The following is a 19,874-nucleotide window of genomic DNA, read 5'->3' as shown; positions in this document are numbered from 1 at the left end:
TGCTTTGCGCATAAAATTAATCGACTTTCTGCATAAAGAAAATATCCCTTGATACATTCATATTTCCCCTATATATAATCATATAACTTGTATTGGCCGGATAAATTGTATCGTTTTGGGAATTTATTTAAATGTTGCGTGTAACTACGCATTCTATGGACCCGGAATGGGAAAATAGTTGAGGATTGTCAAATAAAAAGACAAATCGGGAAAAATACAGAAATGGGAAAAACAGCCAGTAAAAGCAGGCAGGACATTCAAATAACGAGGCGCTCCGCTAATCAAGGAGATGAAAAATATAAAAAAACACATACAGGTAATCAGGCAAAAGATACCCTGAAAAGGGCCTGGATTGTGTCTAAATTGTTAAGGAAATAGCAAAAACGGGGTGATTTTGGTTTATTTTCTGACCTAAAAACAGGTTGGGGATCATGGTACTTTTTACCGAAACCCGCTCCTGCAGGGCATTTCCTGATCCGGGAATGGGGTTTACGATACTGAAAAGGGCTTTTATTTGGTTTTTGGGGTGGATTATGCCGATGTATGTTTGCATCATGAAATAAAGAAAACACCTACCTGGTGTTATCAACAGGAGATACAAACTCCTACTTCTTTTCTTCTACATTGCCTGCCTGCCCGATTGCCCTCCATACAAAGCTTACAAAGTTGTTTTAAAAACTTTTAAATATACACATCATGAAATCGATTATGAGGAATTATGGAATTATGGCAATCGCCTTAGTAGCTTTCTCTTTATCCTTTTCGACCAGCACACTGGCAAACAACGAAAAAGAAAAAATTGCTTCTGTTATAGAATTGAAGTTCATTGGTCATTTTGAGAACCAACCGGTTTTTCAATTGAACCTGAACAACAAAGAAGAAGATGAATTTACTATTACTTTCCGTGATGATTTTGGTAATGTACTGTATAGCGGTAAAGTAAAAGGTACCAGCATTTCAAAGAAGTTCATGTTGAACCTTGAAGAGATTGGAGATAATGTATTGAGTGTTGAAGTTAAGGCTAAGAAGAACAATCAGTCAGAAGTTTACAAGATCAACAGGAGCCGCAGCTACGTTGAAGAAACAGTAGTAAGCAAGATCAAGTAAAAAGCCAGGAAATTTATGTAAGAGTGGAACGTCCCCAATGGATGTTCCACTTTTTTTTGATGAGAGGGGAAAGGTGAGACGTGAGAAGTGAGAGGTGAGTAAAAGAAACTGCCACAGCATACAGACATGGCCTATATGTGTGGCAGTTATATTTTTACCCGGACCGGTTTTAGGAGGAGGGTGTTTCTTTTTTCTTGGTCAGCATGGTGTACAAAATGGGCACTACAAATATGCTGATGGTCAATATGGATACTCCCCAATCGGCAGCATGGCTTCCCAGGAATTTACTGAATGCTGTTTCGGGTTGGAAATGCTCATATAAAGAAAGCATGAGTTTAATACCCAGGATAGCAATCACAATAAAGGCGGCGGCTTCGAGGAAGGCATATTTTTCCATGAGTTTCACAAAGCCCTGAGCTACAAAACGCATGGCCAGGATACCGATGAACACGCCGAGCCAAATGAGGATAATATTATCAGAAAAGGCAACTGCCGCAAATACGTTGTCGATAGAGAAGGCCAGGTCCATGATCTCTACCAGGGCTACGGTAGCCCAGAAATTACCCAGGGCGCCTACGGTAACACGGTATAACCAATTGCTTTTTTTTTTATCGAGGGTGTCATCTTCTTTTTCAGGGGTTTGTTTTCCTTTCCACCAATCCCATACCAGGTACAGGAGGTAAAGGCCACCAAGTGGTTTGAGCCACCATATTTTGATGATATAAGCTGCCAGTAATAAACAGATGCCTCTAAATACATACGCACCAATAATTCCATAACGCAAGGCCCTGCTTCTTTGGTTTTTAGGCAGGTCCATGACCATGGTGGCCAGTACGGCCGCATTGTCAACAGACAGCAAGCTTTCGATAACAATAAGATTCCCAACTACCGCCAGGGCTGCCAGGGGTTGTTCAGGATATCCTGGATCATTTCATTCATGATGTATTCTAATTTTAATTATTTACCATTTGTACTATGATCAATCGCCCGCCATCTTCCTTTGACAGGAGTATTTTTTGTGCATCTTTTATTTCCAGCATTTGGCCTATGGAAACTTCCTGGTCGGTATCCATATCTTTTAAGCCAGGGATGGCCTGATTTACGAGTACCCATTTATCCTGGTGGAATACAAAATACCCCACGGGCTTTTTCTGATCGGCTGTTAACCGTTCGTTGGGCGATATATTTTTATTAATATGCCACTGATAAATGTATTGATTGCTATAAACCATGAGCCTATGGTTTTCAAAGCTAAACATCCCTTTGGGATTTTTGGAATATAGATTCAATACGGGTAACTGGCCACGGTACGGGGTACCACAAAAGGGCATTTGGGGGTGGTGGAGTTATCAAAAACATACCATTTCATTTCGCAGCTCTTGTTTTGGCAGGGCTGCATCAGGTCAACGGTCTTTACCAGTGCATTTTCCCATTCATCGGCGGTTGGCCGCATGGAGGATTATGCAGGCCATCAATAAATGCCCTGTCAAAAAGTTGTTTCAGGTAAGGTCCGGTAATCGTATAGGGCTGTTTATCGGTATCAGCCCAGGGCATGTAACTGGGTTTTACCTGGCTTAGTTTGGGTTTATTGGACATATCGGTAGGATGTTCAATAAACAATGCTTTTGACCCCATGGATAGCTCCTCATCCTTCTGGGCATCGGCATCATGCACTTTACCTCCACGCAAGGGATGCCGGCGCAAGAGGTACATATAGATCATTACGGCCAGGGCATGGCGATCGGTAGGGATGCCCGGGAATTTCCGGGTCTTATCGTCCTTGGCCAAATGCCTGGTGGCCAGTACTTCGGGCGCAATGAAATCGGGCGTACCCAATACATCGGGCGGAAATTTACCAGGCACCACCAATCCATCAATATCAATAATGGCTGCCCTGCCTGTTACGGGGTCGATCAGCACATTTTTGTACGAGAGATCGGAATGGGCCAGGCCTGCAGCATGCATACGCTTTACACCCCGGCTAATGGTAATGCAGATCAGAAAATATTTGTACCAATCGCCCTTTTCGGAGGGGTCCAGGTTTTTATTCTGGTGAAAAGCACTGGCAAACCATTTACCTTCTTTTTCCTTGCCTTTGATCTGCAGGAAATCATTGTTGCGGGAGCCTGTCTGGAAAAAGAAATGTTTCTGATAGGTAGGCGCCACAATGCCCAGTCGCCCGTTCCACTCCACCACTTTGGTAGGCCAGCAGTATAGATCTTTCCAGTATTCACCGCCTGCTTGTTTAAAAATTCTGTCGTAAAAAGTACCGGTAATGGTGAGTAAACGATCTTTGGCCACAGGATCCTGTTTATCCCTAAAAAGGCCACTACATAGGATCTATCAGGGCTAAAGTATACATCCTTCATGCCACCCTGACCGATCATGTCGTTCACAAACTCTACGTCGGAGCCATCGGCTGCCTTTATTTTGATGGTGTTTGCCATAGTTAAAAAGTATTGCAATAGTACGATCGTCGTATTCACCCTTCACCCAGAAGTCGAGCCATTGTAATAACTGGTTATGGGCATTTTCATTGTCTCTTGATAAGGTTACTTCTTTTTGTATTTCCTGGAACAGTTGATCCCATTTCTCGGTTTTGAGCAGGTTGGCATCCGTATGGAACCAGGCGTCGGTAATGCCATCGGTCATGAGCACCAGTGCATCGAAATCATCTACGAGTTCAAAACGTATGCGTTTATAAAAGGAGGTGGCTTCAAAGATCTCCTGCATGGTCAGAAAACGGGTTTGACCGGAGTACTCACCGCTGTCGGTTTCGCCCAATATTTTAGGGGCACTGTCTTTTTATAGATGCCCACCCCCATCGCCTACCCAAAAGCGCCGATAAACCATTTATTGGCAAATTGGCGACAAACGGTAACCAGCAGAGTGGTTGCATAATCTTTGACCAGGTTTTGGGTATTCTCTGCTTCTTTGGCAATATTCTTATAAGCCAGGAAAACAGCATTGCCTACGGTATTGTACAAGGTATCGCCAATGGCTTTGCGGTTGGCATCACCGGGATTGGCCTCAAATTGGGCAATGAGGGCTTCCAACTCATCCAACCTGGTATTGGTGTCGGTTAATGATAAATGTTCTACCACTGTATCGGTTGCTATGCGTGAACCTTCGCGGGAAAACTTGGCCGATCCTGCCCCATCGGCTACGGTGATCACATACCAGCCGGTATCGGCCCTATAGATGGCATCGAAATCATCGTCCCTGAATTTTGATTCACGGGCATGTGAACGACCACGTTTACTGGCTCCAATAATGGTTTTGGAGCCGCTGGCATCCCTTTTCGTTTCGGTATGGGATTTTTGATAAGGTGCATCTGGTGGAGGCTCATGCTCGGTCCACAGGCTTCTGGGATCAAAATTTATAAAGAGGTGAACAGGCCGGGTCAGGGGCTGATCCAACAAACTGTCGGCCGGTTTATAAAACAGGGTAATATCCGCATCACCGGGTTTTGAAGGGATGCCGTGTACCATGCCTTTTACGGAATCATACGCAAGGCCAATGGCTTCCAATCCTTCAAAATGGTGATCGCCAATATTAGATAAGGCAAATTTTCCCCATTCAATGGTATAGGTATAGGGTTCTTTTTCTTTAGCGTTGGGAAATACGATCTTGTCCACAGAATTTTGGGTTGGTTATACATATATTATCCTCTCGAACGGTTAATGTCCTGGTGGCCGGATGCGAAGCCAAATTTAGCCTGTGTATTACACCAGGGGCAGGTACTTACTTCTTCATCGCCTGTACACATAATACCGCCACAGGCACAGGTACTAAACCCGTACTGATTGCCACAGCAAGGACAATGGGGAAGCCCACCAATTCGCCCGAGCTGATCTTTTGATTGGTAGGGGTATTATCGCTCAATTGGAAATAGGTATCATCCACCGGGAAACTGCCTTGCAGCTTAAAGAATTGTGTTTCCAGTGAAAGGCCTTCTATATTGGAAGGCGTGATGTTGCGCTTGTACTTAATGAGGTAAGGCTTTTTGGTAGCCTGGCATTTAGACAGGAATACGGCAAAATTATTGTCGATGGCCTTGGGTGCAGGCGCTACTGCCGGTTGTTCTACTTTAGTAATGACGGCTTCATCCAGTTTGGCCAGCTGGGGGCCATCCATATTGTTTTCAGACACGCTCATGCTGGTGGTCTTGATGGAAGCAGTGACCCATTTAAAAATGACTTGTAGGATTCGGGAGCCAGGTTCTTCACCAATAATACATCGTTGCTAATCCTGCCCAATAAGGCAGTATCAGTATTATCGCCCAGGGCTATAGCGACTATGGAAGCTTTCTTTTTGTATTGGTTGATCCACCTGGTTACAGCTCCTTCGGGATTATCGGTAGGTGCTCCGTCGGTAAATAAAAAGATGATGGGCTTCCAATCGCCCTTGGTATCGGGGGTGCTTTTTACCACATTGGTATCAATATCCTGCATCAGGAATTCCAAAGCCTCTCCCAGGGAAGTACCTCCTCCAATGGGAATCCTGGGTGGGTAGAAAGAAGTAAGTTCGGTAAGGGGTACAATGCGTTTGGTTTTCCCGGCAAAAACTATGATGGATACCCAGGTAGTTTCCAGGGCATAGGGATCAGACCTGAGGTCTTTAATGATCGAGGCCAGTCCTTCTTCTACATAAGGCATTTGATCGCCCACCATTGATTCTGACACATCTATTAAAAAGTAAACGGGTAATCTACGCATAGCAGGGAGGTTTAGTTATGTATTGATAGAATAAGTGTGTTAAAACCTGGTTATGCCCAATAAGAGCAATAAAACAATGAGCAATACAATTTGCGACATATCCACCGACAATCCACTGCCCACCTGGAATGGTTTGAAAACGCCACGCAGGAAATTCAGGATAGGGTTAAACAGCTTACTGAAAAATCAAACGTGCGCTTATACCTGGCATCTAACCTATCCTTATAAGGCAATAGTTTTGCGTAAAGGAAAAGACCTATGATCAGGATGTTGAGTAAGGTCCATATAATGAAATACATATTGTGTTGTTAAACGTGAAAAGTGAAACATGAGATGGCAGTCGTGAATCGACAATGTTGTAATTCGAAATCCCCTTACTACTGCTAACTTCATTACAGCGGGTCTTCTACAGCTAAATGACCATGTTTACCTGGGGAGGTGGTGGCGGCAATACAACTTCGCCACCAGCGCCCATGCTGCGGTTTCCTGTACTAACAGATGCAGAAACCCATTTAAAAATGATTTAATGGTGGAACTGTCGGCTGTATCCAGGTGCACCACAATAGAGGTAAGTTCTTTCAGCAATTGATCATCTACCTTGGGGCCTGCTGCGCAAGCTACAATTTCACCGAAATGCCGTTTTTTACTTCAGGTATCATCTCGCGGTACTTTTGCAGGTCGCTGGGCTTACCATCCGTCATGATGAATAACAAGGGCATCCAGTCGCCCTTCTGATCCGGGGTGCTTTTCAATACCTCAGCATCCACCAGGGTACACAGTAACTCCAGCGCCTGCCCCAGGTGGGTAGGACCGGATTCGGGTGTAGTTATTTCCGGAAGGATCAGGCTTTCCAGTTCTTTGAGGGGAAGGATATTATTCACTTCGCGGTCAAAGGTGATGATAGAAAGGTGTACAGATTCCAGGGCAAAGGGGTCCTGCCGCAAGAAACCGACGAGTGATTCAAGACCATTTTTCACAGCTTCAATGGGCTCTCCTTTCATGGAACCCGAGGTGTCCAGTAACAAATAAACCGGCAGTCGTCTCATGTTTGTTTTTATCCCTGGCCTAAAGGCCAGGGCAATACAAGTCCAGGGCAATGGTTGTGTCTATTAATTGTATTTGCCTAAAAACTGTTCGAGACCGCCGCTATGACCAATACCTACGGCTTCAAATTTCCAGTTGTCATCCTTTTTATAGATACGTCCAAACTCAACAGCGGTTTCAATAGAGAAATCTTCTCCCAATTCGTATTTCATGATCTCTTCATTGGTAGCAGCGTTAAATACACGAATGAAAGAGTTCCTTACCTGACCAAAGTTTTGTTTTCTGCCGGGGGCATCGTGAATGGTAACCACCACACAAATCTCCCTCGCGCCTGGATTGATCGTTGAAAGGTCGATATGAATGGTTTCATCATCACCATCACCGGCGCCGGTAGTATTATCCCCGGAATGTTGTACGGAACCATCGGGCGATTTTAAGTTATTGTAGAAAACGAAGTATTCATCGGTCAGGAGTTTCCTGTTTTCGCCCAGGATGAAAACAGAAGCATCGAGGTCAAAGCCTTGTCCTGTTTGCCCTTCGTTGGTATCCCAGCCAAGGCCTATGGTAAATTTGGGGAGGTCAAGTTTTGCTCGTTGTCCTTTTTGTAAGTTGATAGCCATATTAGATGGTTTTGATGAGTGATGGTTAATAGGTGCTGGAAGTTTGTTTTGTATTCTTCCATTTCATGATAGCCATTACTGATGGCAAGGTCTACCAATTGTTCGCGGAACAAGGGAGGTTGCTTGTCAATAAAGGCTGTAAAAGCTGTAAACCCGGTATTCAGTATATATTTTACAATACGGGTATTGACCTTAAAGTTTCCAGAATCGATGATGCTGACCAATTGGTGGATTGATTTGACGTAGAAATAGTTCAGGTCATTCTCAATCCTGGGATGGATGGTTTGTGCATCCAACTGTGCGAAGTATAAATAATAAGCCACTTCGTCTTGTAGTGAAAATTGTTTCAACAGGTTACGGATCACCAGTTCATGGCTACCGGTAATTTTAATATCATCAATAAAGATCAACAGCTTACCCTGCAGAAACTGGCTGTCGAGATGATATTTATCATTCAGGATCAGGTTGAGCCTGCTATCGGCATCAAGTTCACCATAATCCAGGCTATAGGTTTTAGAGCGATGGATCTTGGCTTCTTCTGCTACTGGTAAACGGTTGGCGGCCAAAAACGGTTAACGGTTTTCTTAAAGGCTGCAGCCATGGCATAAGAAGCCGTTGGGATGGCAAAATATGGGCTGGGCAGAATGACCAATTGTTTGCCGCTTGCCATCAATTCGCCGGCATGATGTTGGAGAAATCCATTGGCCAATGATTCACCATACGTTTCTGCAATATGACCATCTCCAAATTTGAAACGGCTATATTCGGCGGGATCAAAGGTAAAAGCATCCACCCCGTTATTTTATGCAACGAATACACTGAGCTCATCCTCTATATTTTTAAGGTCATGCTTTGATCGTTGATGAGAAAAGCATTGATCCCAAAATCCTTTGCCCCTCCTACATCAGTAAGTATATTATCGCCAATATGAATTACCTGGCGCCTGGATAAATGGCCTCCATGTAATTCGGTGGCCTGCTTGTACATCACTTCAAAAATGACGGGTGAGGGTTTTGAAGCCGACACCTCATCGGAATAGACCTGAAAATCCATATAGGCTGCTATTCCCGTGTTTTGCATCAGTTTTCGCAAGGTTCTTCCCTTGATATAACCCGTATTACTGGTTATACTGATAGTAAATCCCCTGTCTTTGAGTGCAGCCAGGATGGGGATAACTTCCCCGTTCAGTGGTTGTGCCGGATACTGAAAGAATAATTTTTCGCACTGCCGGTAATACTCCTCCAACTGACCATGTCTTAGTGCCGACATATCAATGCCCAGTTTATCGAGCGCCAGCATATACATTTCGAGAGAGTCGACATTTTTACCCACGGTTTCATTGATACGATTCACCAGGAGGTCTGTTTGCCGGAAAACCTTCACTACCGTATCAGGATCTACCTGGTGCAAGTTGAAATAAGCGCAAAAAAGTTTTGCCTTTTCTTTCTTAAAGTCTTTGTGCGACCTGATCAGTGTCAGCCACAGGTCGAAGGATATATGTTTTGTTTCTTTCAGCATGTTATACTACTACATTTACTTCGGGTGGCGGAGGCGGCAATTCGTTGAGACCAGTCACTTCCTGGCCGCCACTTTCTACTTTCTGGCTACCAGTGCTGATAGAAGCAGAAACCCATTTAAAGAATGCTTTGATGGTGGAAGAATCGGCTGTATCCAATTGTACTACTGTATCTGTAACCTGTTTCAATACATTGGTATTGGCGCCCTGGCCTGCAGCGCAGGCGATGACCATACCAAATCTCCGTTTCTTGTATTCATTCAATCCTTTTTGCCATTCATCGGTGGGTTCACCATCGGTCATGATGAATACCAGCGGTTTCCAGTCGCCTTTTGGTCGGCGGTGGTGCGGGCCACTTCGGCATCCACTCTTTGAGACAGGAGGTTCAGCGCCTCTCCCAGGGAGGTGGTACCTGCGGCCTGAAGATCCGGCATCTGGAACGTTGACAATTCGGTAAGTGGCACCAGTTGTTGAGCCGTTGTACTGAAAGTGATCACACTTAAATAAGCTGTTTCGAGGGCATAGGGATCCTGGCGTAAGGTGGAAATAAGCACCTGAACACCATTTTTCAATGATTCAATCGGCTCTCCGGTCATAGAACCGGAAGTGTCAAGTACCAGATACACAGGTAATCTTCTCATAATAATATTTTGAAAGTTATGCGTTCACGTATTGTTTCAGGACCTCTACAAAAGAGTCCGCTTGGTGCGGCGTACCCAAGGCGCGGAATTTCCAGCTTCCATCCTTGCGATATACTTCGGCAAATGTCATGGAACACATACCATTGAAAGAAGCATCACCGGATAGGTTGAAGCGGGCAATTTCCTTTCCACGGGAGTCAATAGCGCGGATAAAGGCATTTTCAACAAGGCCAAAGTGCTGGTTCTTTGCCGGCCCTGGTAAATAGCCACTACGAATACGATCTTTTCAAAGCGTGCATCGAGTGTATCCAGTTTAAACACCAGTTGCTCATCATCGCCATCACCGGCGCCGGTTCTGTTATCGCCGGTAGACCAGGCTTTACCGGATGGATGTTTGGGGCTGTTGTAAAGATCACATCGCCACCAATGAGTTTATCACCCAGGTTGGCCACCTTTCCATTGCTGTCTAACAAAAAGGCTACAGCATCCAGGTCATAATCCTCTTGTTTGCCGCCCAGGAGCTTGCCGAGGAAACCGCTTTTTTGCTGCTTTATGTCCCATCCAAGTCCGATGGTTACTGTTGCGAGATCAAATTCGGCACCGCCATCGTTTTTCTAAGGTCAATTGTTTGTCCTTTTACCAGGTTAATTGCCATAAATAAGGTTCTTTTTGTTTTATTGTTAGGGTTTAAACGCTGATTGAATCGCTGATTACGCGGATTTTCTGGATTTCGCAGTTTGCGCGTAATAGAAGATAAGCAGGTTTTTATTTAATGATTTGTCCTTTGTAATATTTACCCAGGAAATAGCCCAGGTCTTCCTTGTAACCAATACCAGAGGCTTCAAATTTCCATTTGCCATCTTTTTATAAAGGCGGCCAAATTCAACGCCGGTTTCAATGGAAAAGTCTTCTCCCAGTTCATATTTGGCAATTTCACTGCCATTGGAATTATCTACCAGTCTTATGTAGGAGTCTCTTACCTGACCAAAGTTTTGTCTGCGTGCAGCCGCATCATGAATGGTTACTACAAACAATATTTCAGTAATAGCAGGATCTATTTTTGTAAGATCTACAACCAGGCTTTCATCATCGCCACCTGCGGAATTGCCGCCGGTAGGGTCATCGCCGGTATGATGTACCGCCGCATCAGGCGAATCGGTATTACCATAGAATACAAAGAATCCTTCCGCGGGTATCACCCTTGAAGCATTGATCATAAATGCAGAAGCATCAAGGTCAAAGGCGGAACCAGTTCCTTCATTGGGATTCCAGCCCAGTCCTACACTGATGTTTGAAAGGCCAATGTCTATTTTCTGGCCTTTCTGTAAGTTAATTGCCATTGGTAAGATATTAGTTTAGATATCAGGGAAATTGTTACGGTTTGTCAAGGAAAAAAATGGCTTGCTGCATGACCATGTTCCCGGCAATAAAATATGGCTGCTAATTTCTGAGTATGTAATCGTAAGCGATGGCAGAACTATGGGTTTACACATGGCATCGATCAACAGGATACGCGCAAGCATATTTTACAGGGTTTATGGTGTATCAAAGGGTGAGACAAAATATAAAAAAATGTTACTCACAAGCATTAATATATGAAGAAATTATGGTTTTCAATAGATAAGCTTTTCCTTCCACGAATATTCGGGAGGTTTAGGCGGCGCCTGGGAATTATTAGAAGACAGATCGGTCATTCAGATTTCAACTGCCTGTAATATGAACACATACATAACAGTAAAATAATATTTGACGGGCAAATATGGCTTGAGATCATTGTTGTCATTTTCTACAATCCATGCCCATAAAGGTTTTTAACATTTTTATAAGGGCTTTAGCATCCTGAAATGAAGGATTAGTTGGTTTGTGAAGGGGTATTGCGCGCTGTAAGTTTGCATCATGAAACGAAGGATCTGATGCAGATAGGAAGTAACACAGTCAAGAAATAATAAAATATACGAATTATGAAAATCAAGATGAGGAATTTCGGAATGATGCTGATGGCAGTTATCGCTTTAACCTTAGCCTTTTCCAACAACACTTTAGCTAATGGCGAAAAAAATCCCAAAAGCTCTTCTATAGAACTTAAATTCATTGGTGAATACGAAAGCCAGCCGGTTTTTCAGTTGAACCTGAACAATGTGGAAGAAGATGAGTTCTCCATCACTTTCCGGGATGAGTTTGGTAATGTGTTGTATAGCGGCAAAGTAAAAGGAAGTAATATCTCAAAGAAGTTCATGCTGAATACGGAAGAAATTGGTGATCATGTGCTGCATGTTGAAGTGAAAGCAAAAAGAATGACAAAGCGGAAATATATCAGATCAACCGCAATCGCAGTTATGTTGAAGAAACGGTAGTCAACAAGGTTAAATAATTTCAGTTATAGTTTTCGTTTATGTGTTTGAATACACCGGACTGCACCGGTGTATTTTTTTGTGTATTAGCGTACGATCAGGGGTTGCCTTTTATACACTACATTGGGCGCCTCCTTCATGGTCCAGCTATCGGCCCATCCTTTGAACTGGTTGGCCAGGTATGGATAGGCCATCATGAGGACGGCTTTTCCGGAATGGATATTGACACGGACCTTGCTGTGGTAACGGTATGTTTTTTCTCCATCGGGTGATTGGAGATTTTCAACCCATTGAGGCGTTATATCATTCATGGTACGGGGCACCGAGCTGGATTTCAATTCGGACACAGAAGATGGGTCGTAAGCAAATTGAGCTTTGTAAGCTTCTGTTTCATCATACAGATCTTGCAGGTATGATTTATCGAGTAGCGAGTCGAATATGATCTCACCAGTTTCATACTGACCGCCATGGGTGATCTCGTGTATAAAATTAGCGGTTGAGCCTACGGTTAATACAATACGCTTTCTGTGGGTATCATAAGCAGTTGAACCTTCGGCTTTGGATGAAGGTTTAAGAATGTATTCAACATCACTTTTTCCAGTGTATTGACCAGGTCAAGTACTTTATCCAGGCTAGCCATGCGGGCTTTGAGGGAATTGATCTCATGCTGGATCTTTTCTTTGTTGCGGTTGTACTTTTCTTTTTCGCCGATGACATAGTACAAACTGTCTCTTTTATTTATGATCAATTCCTTATGCCTTGACCATTCATCAAGACACAAGGAATTGATTCCTTTAGGGGCAGGCGATGCCAATGGGTTGGCATCGGAATGATCACTAACAAATCGAGCATTAGCCATTGAGGCAAAGCCGATAAGGTTCATGATTAGTACATGAGCGTGTAGCCTGGACATAGACCAAGGTTTAATGGACATGACAATAAGGTTATTTCACCGTGCTTGGCACGGTATAGCATATAAAATTTAACCGGGAAATGATTTTACAGGTGAGTTTTCAAAGTCTGTACGGGCGGTGTAATACCAAAGGTTGGTTGGTGTGGCTTGTCTGCTACTAAGAAGCTACTATCAGGTGTAAAAAAGCGACTGCAACGTTAATAAGTTTTTTCAGGAAACCCAAATAATATGCATTAAAAATGCCATTTATTTGATCTCAATTAAGTAGGTATTTGGTTTACTAAGGGTAAACATGGAGGGGCAAGGGGCAGGTAGTAAATGGCGAGTGGGGCTTTGGCTTTGAGGGGCGAATGGGTAGTGGTTGCGTATTGAAGACTATTTTATGTCGCCATTGTCTCAGTTTGTATCTTTAAAGCATTCTTAATTAGAAAGTTGTCGTCCGTGAGTAAAGTTATACCCAATTTAAAATATGCTAAGAGAAATTGATCAGTACTTTCTGGAGAAAGAGGAGCCGGTAAAAAGTTATTTACTGGCCTTGCGCGAATACCTGCTGCATTTTGATCCAAAAGTCACGGAAGCCTGGAAATACAAGATGCCTTTCTATTGTTATAAAGGAAAGATGTTTTGTTATCTATGGGTACATAAGAAAAACCAACAACCTTACCTGGGCATTGTAGAAGGTAATAAGATCTATCACCCACAACTGATCATTGAAAAAGAGCGCGTAGGTAGATCCTGTTGTTTGACCCGGAGAAAGATATACCTATCAAAACTATAACGGCTATTTTGAAGCAAGTGTTGGCACTGTATAAGAAGGGGGCGTAATGTATTGTGAATCGTGAATCGGCAATGAATACAGCTGTGAGCTACGAGCTGCGAGCGAATACAGTTGAGGAGTTTCGTGAATCGGCGGTCGGCAGTCGTTTGATTCGAATTGATTGCTTATAGGTGATTGACTTACTTTTCAGAAAAAGAAAACAGGGCAGCAAGCTGTCCTGTTTGTATAATATGCGGGAATGATTGCTGAAAGTAGTGTGTATCCTTATCCGATGATACCTGTTGCACGCTTTTGCACAAAATCCCAGTTAATCGCATTCCACCAGGCGGTAATATAATCCGGACGACGGTTCTGGTATTTGAGGTAATAGGCATGTTCCCATACATCCAATCCCAGTAAGGGGAAGCCCTTTTTCTCGGCCAGGTCCATTAGAGGATTGTCCTGGTTGGCGGTGGATACAATGGATAATTTTTGTCGGAACCCACTATTAACCAGGCCCAACCACTGCCGAAACGGCTTTTGGCAGCATCGGTAAACTGGGTTTTGAAAGCATCGAAAGAATTGAAGTCTTTTTCAATGGCTGCCAATACTTTACCAGTAGGCTTAGCTCCATCTACAGGGGCTTTGAGGGTTTGCCAGAACAACTCATGGTTATAATGGCCACCCGCATTGTTGCGCATTTTGGCGGAATACTTAGAAATACCCGACAGGAGGGTTTCGAGGGAGGTAGTGTTTTTATCAACTTTTTCGGCCACAACAGCATCTGCCAAGTTCTTGGCATAGGTAGCGGCGTGTTTGGTATAATGGATCTCCATGGTGGTAGCGTCAATAGCCGGTTCCAGGGCATTGTAAGCATAAGGCAATGGTTGCTGCTCATACGGTGTTGCCAGGCCCGATCTTACAGCAGGAGGCTGATTGGAGGCGGTAGCCAGGGCATCCAGCACAGGAAGGGACAAGGCTGCTGCCAGCCCTGCCTTACCGGTGGTGAAGAGGAAATCCCGGCGATTATTGGTCTTGTTTGCCATAGTATTAGGTAGTTTTTAAGTTTGAAGGAACAATATTACAATGAATGTAGTTCGGGACGACAAATATATTGCTGGTACTAATACAATTTTAATACCTGATTATCAGCTAAGGTCTGATATTAACCTGATAAATAGCTCCCGTTAACAAGTACTTAATTCGTGAATGGTGGGCCGGCGCCCGACCAGCAGCTATTGCAGCTTGGCGCCAAACTGGCCCATACTGTAATAAAAAGACAGGCGGCACATATTCACCTCTTATCCATGAAAAGCCCAGTGTCGAGGTATAGGTATATACTTCAGCAACACACCTATTTACTACAATCTTTCTCCATTACCGAATTGGCCAGGTACCTTAATTTAAGTAGAGACACTGGGCAGGGCCAGACTGGCGCTAATGAATGAAAGCCGGTCCATTTGTGATTGAGATCACGAATGCAAACAGGCAACTCGTATATTTTTGGTTTCCATCAAAAAACAAGTTATGGTAAGTTCAGCATTTTCCTATTTTGAAAAAGGAAATGGCCGGCCTATGATCCTATTGCATGGGTTAATGGGCAGTCTTAGTAATTGGACCTCCGTTGTGTCGCATTTTCATCAGCGATACAGGATATTGATCCCTTCCTGCCAATACAAAAATATTCCGGATACAAGGCGCTTGAATTTCTGCTTGAATGCCTGGAAAGTTGGATTGAAAATTTAAACCTGTAAGGATTTTGTATTGGTGGGTAATTCCCTGGGGGGACATCTGGCAGCGAGGTACGCACACAAACACCCCAACGTGTAAGAAGCTTAATTCTGACAGGAAGTTCCGGGCTTTATGAAAACAATATCAGCACAGCTTATCCCAAACGGGGTAATTTTCAATACATCAAAGAACGGGTAGAATACACATCTTTGATCCAGCGGAGGCAACGGATGAGTTGATCAGGGAGATATTTACCATAACCACCAATCTGCGCAAATGCCTTTCTGTAATAGAGATGACAAAGGCTACCCAACGCAATTATATTGGTGATCAATGTAAAGAAATCAAAGTACCTACACTCATCCTCTGGGGGAAAAACGACAGAATAACGCCACCAGCTGTTGCGGAAAGTTTCAACCGGCTGATTCCGCATTCAACCTTACAATGGATTGACAAATGTGGACATGCGCCCATGATGGAGCAGCCGGTGCGGTTCAATGCGCTATTGGAAGAATACCTTACAACGTTGCCCTTGTTGGAGCCCGCTGCCACTGCCATGGCCATCAATAGGACATGTTACCGGCCATTTTTCCGGTGAATGTGGCCTATAACCGGCTGGTGATGGTGAAAACCAGTGGAGGAGGTTTTTCAGGAAAAGGAAGGTATTGTGATCAGGCAGACGGTGTTCATAGTCAACAAAGTAGGCTGGCAGCCTTTATTTACCCGGAAACAGTATTTTATTTCCTGGGGAATGTTTTTAGAGTTTGCTATTTGAGATTTTCCTCTTATTTTTGCGATCCCTAAAAGGAGAGGTGCCTGAGTGGCCGAAAGGGCCGGTTTGCTAAACCGTTGTACGAGCTTAAACTTGTACCGAGGGTTCGAATCCCTCCCTCTCCGCTGAATGACTGCTATTTCAAGTAGCAAGCTTTCAAACCGGTAAACAAAGTTTCTCTTACGGTTTAGGCCGGCAGGGTAACAGGAACGGGAAGTAGCGCAGGCCGGTAGCGCACCTGGTTTGGGACCAGGGGGTCGCAGGTTCGAATCCTGTCTTCCCGACTTATGAAGCCTATAATTAATTGATTTTCAATTTTTTATAGGCTTTTTTGTTTTTGGTGTTGTCGTTTTTGTTGTCGAAAATTTTACTTTACTCACTTTGGGGGCTTTTATCGGTTGCAATGTCTGCCACTGATACTTCATAATATTTGCTCAATCGAATTAAGACAGTATGCCTAACGCGCGGGGCTAATCCCCTTTCGATTTTTATAAGGTACTTACGTGAAATTCCCACAGCCGCAGCCACTTCATTTAGGCTTTTGATTTAACTGCCGTAACATATATAAATTCCTGCCAATGGTACTGGATACCATTTTGAGCATATCCTCCTTTCCTTGGTCGCTATTAAAAATCTTACTTACGGTATGTTTAAAATTCAGGTAAGTGATATAGTCAGCATATTTGCGCTCTGCCACTCGCATCAACTCTTTGACCCGGTCAAACAGTATTTGAACTTTGCCAGCAGGTATCTCATAACTTTTGTTAAAGCTGTGGTTTACGTAAGCAGTATTCAGCAAATTAAAAAGTTCAATTTCATCATCATTTATTCGGGGTAAGACGCATGTCAGGTTAATGCTAAAATGTTCTATTAGTGCCAATAGTCTAATAAGGTTATTGGAAATAGAATGATAGCCGGTATATGCCTGTAATAGGGCCATGCAGGAATACCGGGCTGCCTGATGTAACTCAAAAGCGTTTGTTGAGGCTTTCCGCCTTCTATTTTGTTAGTAGCCGAAAGAAAAAAGCGTTGAGCCATACGAAACGATTTATACCAGCTATTTTGTACTTCTTTTATCAGTTCCGCTCCATTGGGTGCTTCCGGGGCACTGCCAATGGCAGGCCCGTACTGTCATACAGTAATACACCCTTATGGTATAAAATGCAAAAAAAAGCGGTTCCCCTGCGCTATCGCTTTGTTTACTGCTCCTACCTTGTGTACTACGCCTAATATCTTATATCCTGATTGAGTAGCCTGCTTTTCAGCCAATTTGATAATTGCCTCTTTGCCTTGTTTTTCGGTTTCTTTCATTATTATCAAAAGATCGTAGGTACATTTTCCGCTTTCCATATATTTACCTTCATTCATAAAACAACGCCAATCCTGGAAAGCTGTACTACGGTGGCCGTAACAAATTATTTTTCCGGTTTAGCAGCCTGCACAATTTTTGTACCAGTTCGTTTAATTGGTTTTGTTGCTTCTTAGGTAAATGACTAAAGGTTGTCAGCATAATGGTTTTTGTTTTTGTACTGTAAATAATATGTGTAAACTGTGCTATTGTGAAACCGGTGGGTTTTCTGCATAAAAGCACCCGCCGTTATACACTACATGCAGGGCGCTAATAATTTCGTGGTAGCTGTGAATGGCTTTTATGATCACCCCTTCAATCCCTATTTGTTGGAGCTTACTAACTGGTATCCTGTGACTAAACTGCGTGTTGATGACCACCTTTATACCTGGGTAATGTTCCTTTATCCAACGGGCAACATCCAGGCTTACCGGCCTGCTTGTTTTGTAGTTAATAATCGCTATATCCGGCAGATTGGTGGGGTTTGCTTCAATCAACGCTATCCCGTTTTGGCCTTCTCCTATAATGACAAACCCGCTTTTTGCAAAACCATGATAAGCGCCTCCCGGTACAGGTCGTGGTAATCCTGTACCAGTACCTTTATCGGGTCGGGTGTATTGGTATCAGGGGTTTTAGTTTCTGGTTGCTGAAGTGTCCGGTGATCTGTTTTGAATATATTACTGCCCATGTGCGTGCTGTTTGGTTAATGCCAAATTATTAGCACAGGTCAGGGATACCTAAGTTTTAAATGTTTATCTTAGCGACTACAGCGTGTTTTTAGCGAGTGTACTACTTTAAAATAAATCTATATTTGTACTATGACAACAACGGATATGCCTAATAAAATACACCACGGTAGGAACATCAAACGTTTCCGGGAAATGTTGGATATGAAACAGGAAGCATTAGCGATAGAATTGGGTGGCGATTGGACACAAAGGAGGGTTTCACTGTTAGAGCAAAAGGAAATTGTTGAACCGGAAATACTGGCAGAAATTGCCAAAGCATTAAAGGTGCCTGTTGAGGCTATAAAGAATTTTAATGAGGAAGCTGCTATCGTAAATATTCAAGCAAACTATGAAGGTTCAAATACTCATGCCGCAAATGTTATTGCCGGAACAGGAAATTATCATAATTGTACCTTCAATCCAATGGATAAGTATGTTGAAGCAATAGAAGAAAATAAAAAACTGTATGAGGCACTGCTAAAAAGCGAACGGGAAAAGATTGCACTACTTGAAAAGATACTAAGCGATAAAAAGTAAAGGAACTGAATGAATAAAAAGCCACTGTTAACCGCTAACAGTGGCTTTTTGTTGTCTGCCCTTACCAGGGTACCCGGTTACACCTTTGAACCGGGTACCCTGGCAGCTTTCAGATAATTGTACACAGTGGAACGACTTACCTTTAAAGCCTTGCTAATTTCGGCATAGGATAAACCCAACTTTTGAAGATCAACCACCCTTTGCTGCATTGTTTTGGGTTTGGCGGTGGCGGCAAACTCATAGGTACTTGTCCAGCGTTGTACTGTCCGTTCGGAAACGTTCAATAGGATAGCCGTTTCTTTGGCCGTTAATCCCTTCAGGTAGTATTGATACGCCTTACCTATCAACCCGCCTTTATCTTCAAAATTTGAGGTTGCTATGTCGTTTTTAAAGGCATTCTGTCTATTGGGCATAATCTTAACCTTAAATGGTACTAAAATGTAGTTATGAACGTCGTAAACGGGTTGCGTCACATTGGCGGTTATACTGTACTGTATTTACTATACACCCCCGTTATAGAAACTAACCGGTTATACCCTTCATGTAGGTGTATTTGTCAATTGTCCTTTCAATTCCTACCAGGGCATTGGATAAATTGTAAATATCCATAGCCGGGGTGTTTTTGTCTTTTGATATAGCCGCCAGTCGTTTTACCATGCTGTCACGTATGAGCAGGTAATGACTGATCGGCAATGACTTTTTCCATTTACAAATTGTTTGAACGGATACCCCTAACTTTTTGGCAATATCCCGTTGTTGCATTCCTTGGCCTTTCAGGATCGCATATTGTCTTTTTAATGGTTCTGTGTTCTTTTTCATTTGTATGATTTTACAGATTAAACAATAAATTTTGAAGATTGGTAAACGATTGTAAATACCCCTTTGCTTGTTCACCTTCCAGGTTTACCGGCAACTCATCCCGGCGTGTTGGCAATATGGCGATACATTGTACCCGGTCAAACCACCCGCGGGGTAAGTTTGGTAGTTCTGACGGGTGTATTGTTTGGGTACTGGTATCCGTACCGTCTGTGTAGGTTACAGCAATAAAGTTGTTTTGCTCCATAGCTTTTTATTTTTCTTTTTAAGTCCCG

27 protein-coding genes, 2 tRNA genes and 5 pseudogenes are annotated in these 19,874 nt (G+C 43.3%); 8 read left to right on the top strand and 26 right to left on the bottom strand.

From position 1 onward, the window contains the following. The first annotated feature begins 696 nt into the window (after window positions 1-696). The gene (locus RS881_RS10345) at window positions 697-1,107 is read left to right on the top strand and encodes a hypothetical protein (RefSeq protein ID WP_315821011.1); all 411 of its coding nucleotides are present in this window, start codon (window positions 697-699) and stop codon (window positions 1,105-1,107) included. A gap of 169 nt (window positions 1,108-1,276) precedes the next feature. On the opposite strand, the gene RS881_RS10340 is transcribed toward RS881_RS10345, so the two are convergent. From RS881_RS10340 to RS881_RS10270, 16 genes and pseudogenes are all read right to left on the bottom strand, one after another. Next, window positions 1,277-1,966: a MeeY/MeeF family manganese export membrane protein gene (locus tag RS881_RS10340; RefSeq protein WP_315821010.1), complete on the bottom strand. Its 690-nt coding sequence runs from the start codon at window positions 1,964-1,966 to the stop codon at window positions 1,277-1,279. A gap of 94 nt (window positions 1,967-2,060) precedes the next feature. Further along, window positions 2,061-2,339 (bottom strand): hypothetical protein, encoded by a 279-nt coding sequence (locus RS881_RS10335; RefSeq protein WP_315821009.1) that lies wholly within the window; start codon window positions 2,337-2,339, stop codon window positions 2,061-2,063. Between the two features lie 181 nt (window positions 2,340-2,520). Then, entirely contained in the window at window positions 2,521-3,408 is an 888-nt protein-coding gene (locus RS881_RS10330; protein WP_315821008.1) for a protein kinase domain-containing protein, read from the bottom strand. A gap of 48 nt (window positions 3,409-3,456) precedes the next feature. Continuing rightward, a pseudogene (locus RS881_RS10325) lies at window positions 3,457-3,897 on the bottom strand (protein phosphatase 2C domain-containing protein); the annotation flags it as partial. A gap of 38 nt (window positions 3,898-3,935) precedes the next feature. Continuing rightward, window positions 3,936-4,745, bottom strand: coding sequence for a protein phosphatase 2C domain-containing protein (locus RS881_RS10320; RefSeq protein WP_315821007.1), 810 nt, complete (start codon window positions 4,743-4,745; stop codon window positions 3,936-3,938). A gap of 26 nt (window positions 4,746-4,771) precedes the next feature. After that, window positions 4,772-5,244 (bottom strand): annotated as a pseudogene (locus tag RS881_RS10315) (TerY-C metal binding domain-containing protein). Window positions 5,245-5,261: 17 nt separating this feature from the next. Further along, entirely contained in the window at window positions 5,262-5,825 is a 564-nt protein-coding gene (locus tag RS881_RS10310; RefSeq protein ID WP_315821005.1) for a vWA domain-containing protein, read from the bottom strand. Window positions 5,826-6,442: 617 nt separating this feature from the next. After that, window positions 6,443-6,871 (bottom strand): vWA domain-containing protein, encoded by a 429-nt coding sequence (locus RS881_RS10305; RefSeq protein ID WP_315821004.1) that lies wholly within the window; start codon window positions 6,869-6,871, stop codon window positions 6,443-6,445. 63 nt (window positions 6,872-6,934) lie between these two features. After that, entirely contained in the window at window positions 6,935-7,489 is a 555-nt protein-coding gene (locus tag RS881_RS10300) for a TerD family protein (protein ID WP_315821003.1), read from the bottom strand. Continuing rightward, window positions 7,429-8,282: pseudogene (locus RS881_RS10295) on the bottom strand (phosphoribosyltransferase family protein). The gene RS881_RS10300 and the pseudogene RS881_RS10295 overlap by 61 nt, the downstream one beginning before the upstream one ends. A 38-nt stretch (window positions 8,283-8,320) precedes the next feature. Next, the gene (locus RS881_RS10290) at window positions 8,321-9,007 is read right to left on the bottom strand and encodes an HAD family hydrolase (protein WP_315821002.1); all 687 of its coding nucleotides are present in this window, start codon (window positions 9,005-9,007) and stop codon (window positions 8,321-8,323) included. Between the two features lies 1 nt (window position 9,008). After that, complete coding sequence (locus RS881_RS10285; protein ID WP_315821001.1) at window positions 9,009-9,308, bottom strand: vWA domain-containing protein; 300 nt, start codon at window positions 9,306-9,308, stop codon at window positions 9,009-9,011. Further along, a complete protein-coding gene (locus RS881_RS10280; RefSeq protein ID WP_315821000.1) occupies window positions 9,305-9,646 on the bottom strand; it encodes a vWA domain-containing protein in 342 nt (113 codons plus the stop codon). Before RS881_RS10280 ends, RS881_RS10285 begins: the two co-directional genes overlap by 4 nt. 16 nt (window positions 9,647-9,662) lie before the next feature. After that, window positions 9,663-9,994: pseudogene (locus RS881_RS59265) on the bottom strand (TerD family protein); the annotation flags it as partial. Next, complete coding sequence (locus RS881_RS59260; protein ID WP_350340204.1) at window positions 9,916-10,200, bottom strand: hypothetical protein; 285 nt, start codon at window positions 10,198-10,200, stop codon at window positions 9,916-9,918. The pseudogene RS881_RS59265 and the gene RS881_RS59260, both read right to left, overlap by 79 nt. 156 nt (window positions 10,201-10,356) lie before the next feature. Next, on the bottom strand, window positions 10,357-10,986 hold the full coding sequence (locus RS881_RS10270; RefSeq protein WP_315820998.1) for a TerD family protein: 630 nt from the start codon (window positions 10,984-10,986) through the stop codon (window positions 10,357-10,359). Window positions 10,987-11,607: 621 nt separating this feature from the next. On the opposite strand from RS881_RS10270, the gene RS881_RS10265 reads away from it, so the two are divergent. Continuing rightward, window positions 11,608-12,000, top strand: a complete 393-nt coding sequence (locus tag RS881_RS10265; protein WP_315820997.1) for a hypothetical protein — start codon at window positions 11,608-11,610, stop codon at window positions 11,998-12,000. Between the two features lie 83 nt (window positions 12,001-12,083). Here the strand turns inward: RS881_RS10265 and RS881_RS10260 are convergent, their stop codons facing one another. Together RS881_RS10260 and RS881_RS10255 are read right to left on the bottom strand one after the other, a co-directional pair. Then, complete coding sequence (locus RS881_RS10260; RefSeq protein WP_315820996.1) at window positions 12,084-12,320, bottom strand: hypothetical protein; 237 nt, start codon at window positions 12,318-12,320, stop codon at window positions 12,084-12,086. A 185-nt stretch (window positions 12,321-12,505) separates the two neighbouring features. Further along, window positions 12,506-12,721: a hypothetical protein gene (locus tag RS881_RS10255; protein WP_315820995.1), complete on the bottom strand. Its 216-nt coding sequence runs from the start codon at window positions 12,719-12,721 to the stop codon at window positions 12,506-12,508. A gap of 658 nt (window positions 12,722-13,379) precedes the next feature. Between RS881_RS10255 and RS881_RS10250 the strand changes: the two genes are divergently transcribed. Next, window positions 13,380-13,688 (top strand): DUF1801 domain-containing protein, encoded by a 309-nt coding sequence (locus tag RS881_RS10250; RefSeq protein WP_315820994.1) that lies wholly within the window; start codon window positions 13,380-13,382, stop codon window positions 13,686-13,688. A gap of 264 nt (window positions 13,689-13,952) precedes the next feature. Here RS881_RS10250 and RS881_RS10245 read toward each other — a convergent pair. Beyond that, window positions 13,953-14,713, bottom strand: a pseudogene (locus tag RS881_RS10245) (superoxide dismutase). 920 nt (window positions 14,714-15,633) lie between these two features. On the opposite strand from RS881_RS10245, the gene RS881_RS10240 reads away from it, so the two are divergent. The 4 genes from RS881_RS10240 (at window position 15,634) to RS881_RS10225 (ending at window position 16,454) form a co-directional block, all read left to right on the top strand. Continuing rightward, on the top strand, window positions 15,634-15,996 hold the full coding sequence (locus RS881_RS10240) for an alpha/beta fold hydrolase (protein ID WP_315820993.1): 363 nt from the start codon (window positions 15,634-15,636) through the stop codon (window positions 15,994-15,996). A 36-nt stretch (window positions 15,997-16,032) separates the two neighbouring features. Then, on the top strand, window positions 16,033-16,173 hold the full coding sequence (locus RS881_RS10235; protein ID WP_315820992.1) for a hypothetical protein: 141 nt from the start codon (window positions 16,033-16,035) through the stop codon (window positions 16,171-16,173). Between the two features lie 31 nt (window positions 16,174-16,204). Then, a tRNA-Ser gene (locus RS881_RS10230) sits at window positions 16,205-16,295 on the top strand. Window positions 16,296-16,380: 85 nt separating this feature from the next. Next, window positions 16,381-16,454, top strand: a tRNA-Pro gene (locus RS881_RS10225). 88 nt (window positions 16,455-16,542) lie between these two features. Here RS881_RS10225 and RS881_RS59255 read toward each other — a convergent pair. The 4 genes from RS881_RS59255 to RS881_RS10210 form a co-directional block, all read right to left on the bottom strand. Further along, window positions 16,543-16,698, bottom strand: a complete 156-nt coding sequence (locus tag RS881_RS59255; protein WP_350340107.1) for a helix-turn-helix domain-containing protein — start codon at window positions 16,696-16,698, stop codon at window positions 16,543-16,545. Window positions 16,699-17,319: 621 nt separating this feature from the next. Next, window positions 17,320-17,538 carry a hypothetical protein gene (locus RS881_RS10220; protein ID WP_315820991.1) on the bottom strand — a complete coding sequence of 73 codons (219 nt, stop codon included), beginning with the start codon at window positions 17,536-17,538 and terminating at the stop codon, window positions 17,320-17,322. Between the two features lie 186 nt (window positions 17,539-17,724). Further along, on the bottom strand, window positions 17,725-18,015 hold the full coding sequence (locus tag RS881_RS10215) for a response regulator (protein ID WP_315820990.1): 291 nt from the start codon (window positions 18,013-18,015) through the stop codon (window positions 17,725-17,727). 23 nt (window positions 18,016-18,038) lie between these two features. Further along, complete coding sequence (locus RS881_RS10210) at window positions 18,039-18,206, bottom strand: hypothetical protein (RefSeq protein ID WP_315820989.1); 168 nt, start codon at window positions 18,204-18,206, stop codon at window positions 18,039-18,041. A gap of 130 nt (window positions 18,207-18,336) precedes the next feature. Between RS881_RS10210 and RS881_RS10205 the strand changes: the two genes are divergently transcribed. Next, on the top strand, window positions 18,337-18,783 hold the full coding sequence (locus RS881_RS10205) for a helix-turn-helix transcriptional regulator (RefSeq protein ID WP_315820988.1): 447 nt from the start codon (window positions 18,337-18,339) through the stop codon (window positions 18,781-18,783). A gap of 77 nt (window positions 18,784-18,860) precedes the next feature. Here RS881_RS10205 and RS881_RS10200 read toward each other — a convergent pair whose 3' ends face one another. The 3 genes from RS881_RS10200 to RS881_RS10190 form a co-directional block, all read right to left on the bottom strand. Further along, complete coding sequence (locus tag RS881_RS10200) at window positions 18,861-19,196, bottom strand: helix-turn-helix domain-containing protein (protein ID WP_315820987.1); 336 nt, start codon at window positions 19,194-19,196, stop codon at window positions 18,861-18,863. Between the two features lie 109 nt (window positions 19,197-19,305). Then, window positions 19,306-19,602 (bottom strand): helix-turn-helix domain-containing protein, encoded by a 297-nt coding sequence (locus RS881_RS10195; protein WP_315820986.1) that lies wholly within the window; start codon window positions 19,600-19,602, stop codon window positions 19,306-19,308. Between the two features lie 10 nt (window positions 19,603-19,612). Further along, complete coding sequence (locus tag RS881_RS10190; protein WP_315820985.1) at window positions 19,613-19,846, bottom strand: hypothetical protein; 234 nt, start codon at window positions 19,844-19,846, stop codon at window positions 19,613-19,615. Between the last annotated feature and the right edge of the window lie 28 nt (window positions 19,847-19,874).

The organism is Paraflavitalea speifideaquila, assembly GCF_032395985.1.
GTDB classification, from domain to species: Bacteria; Bacteroidota; Bacteroidia; order Chitinophagales; family Chitinophagaceae; genus Paraflavitalea; species Paraflavitalea speifideaquila.
The sequence above is the reverse complement of the archived record's forward strand: the minus strand, read 5'-3'. Positions and strand labels throughout refer to the sequence as shown.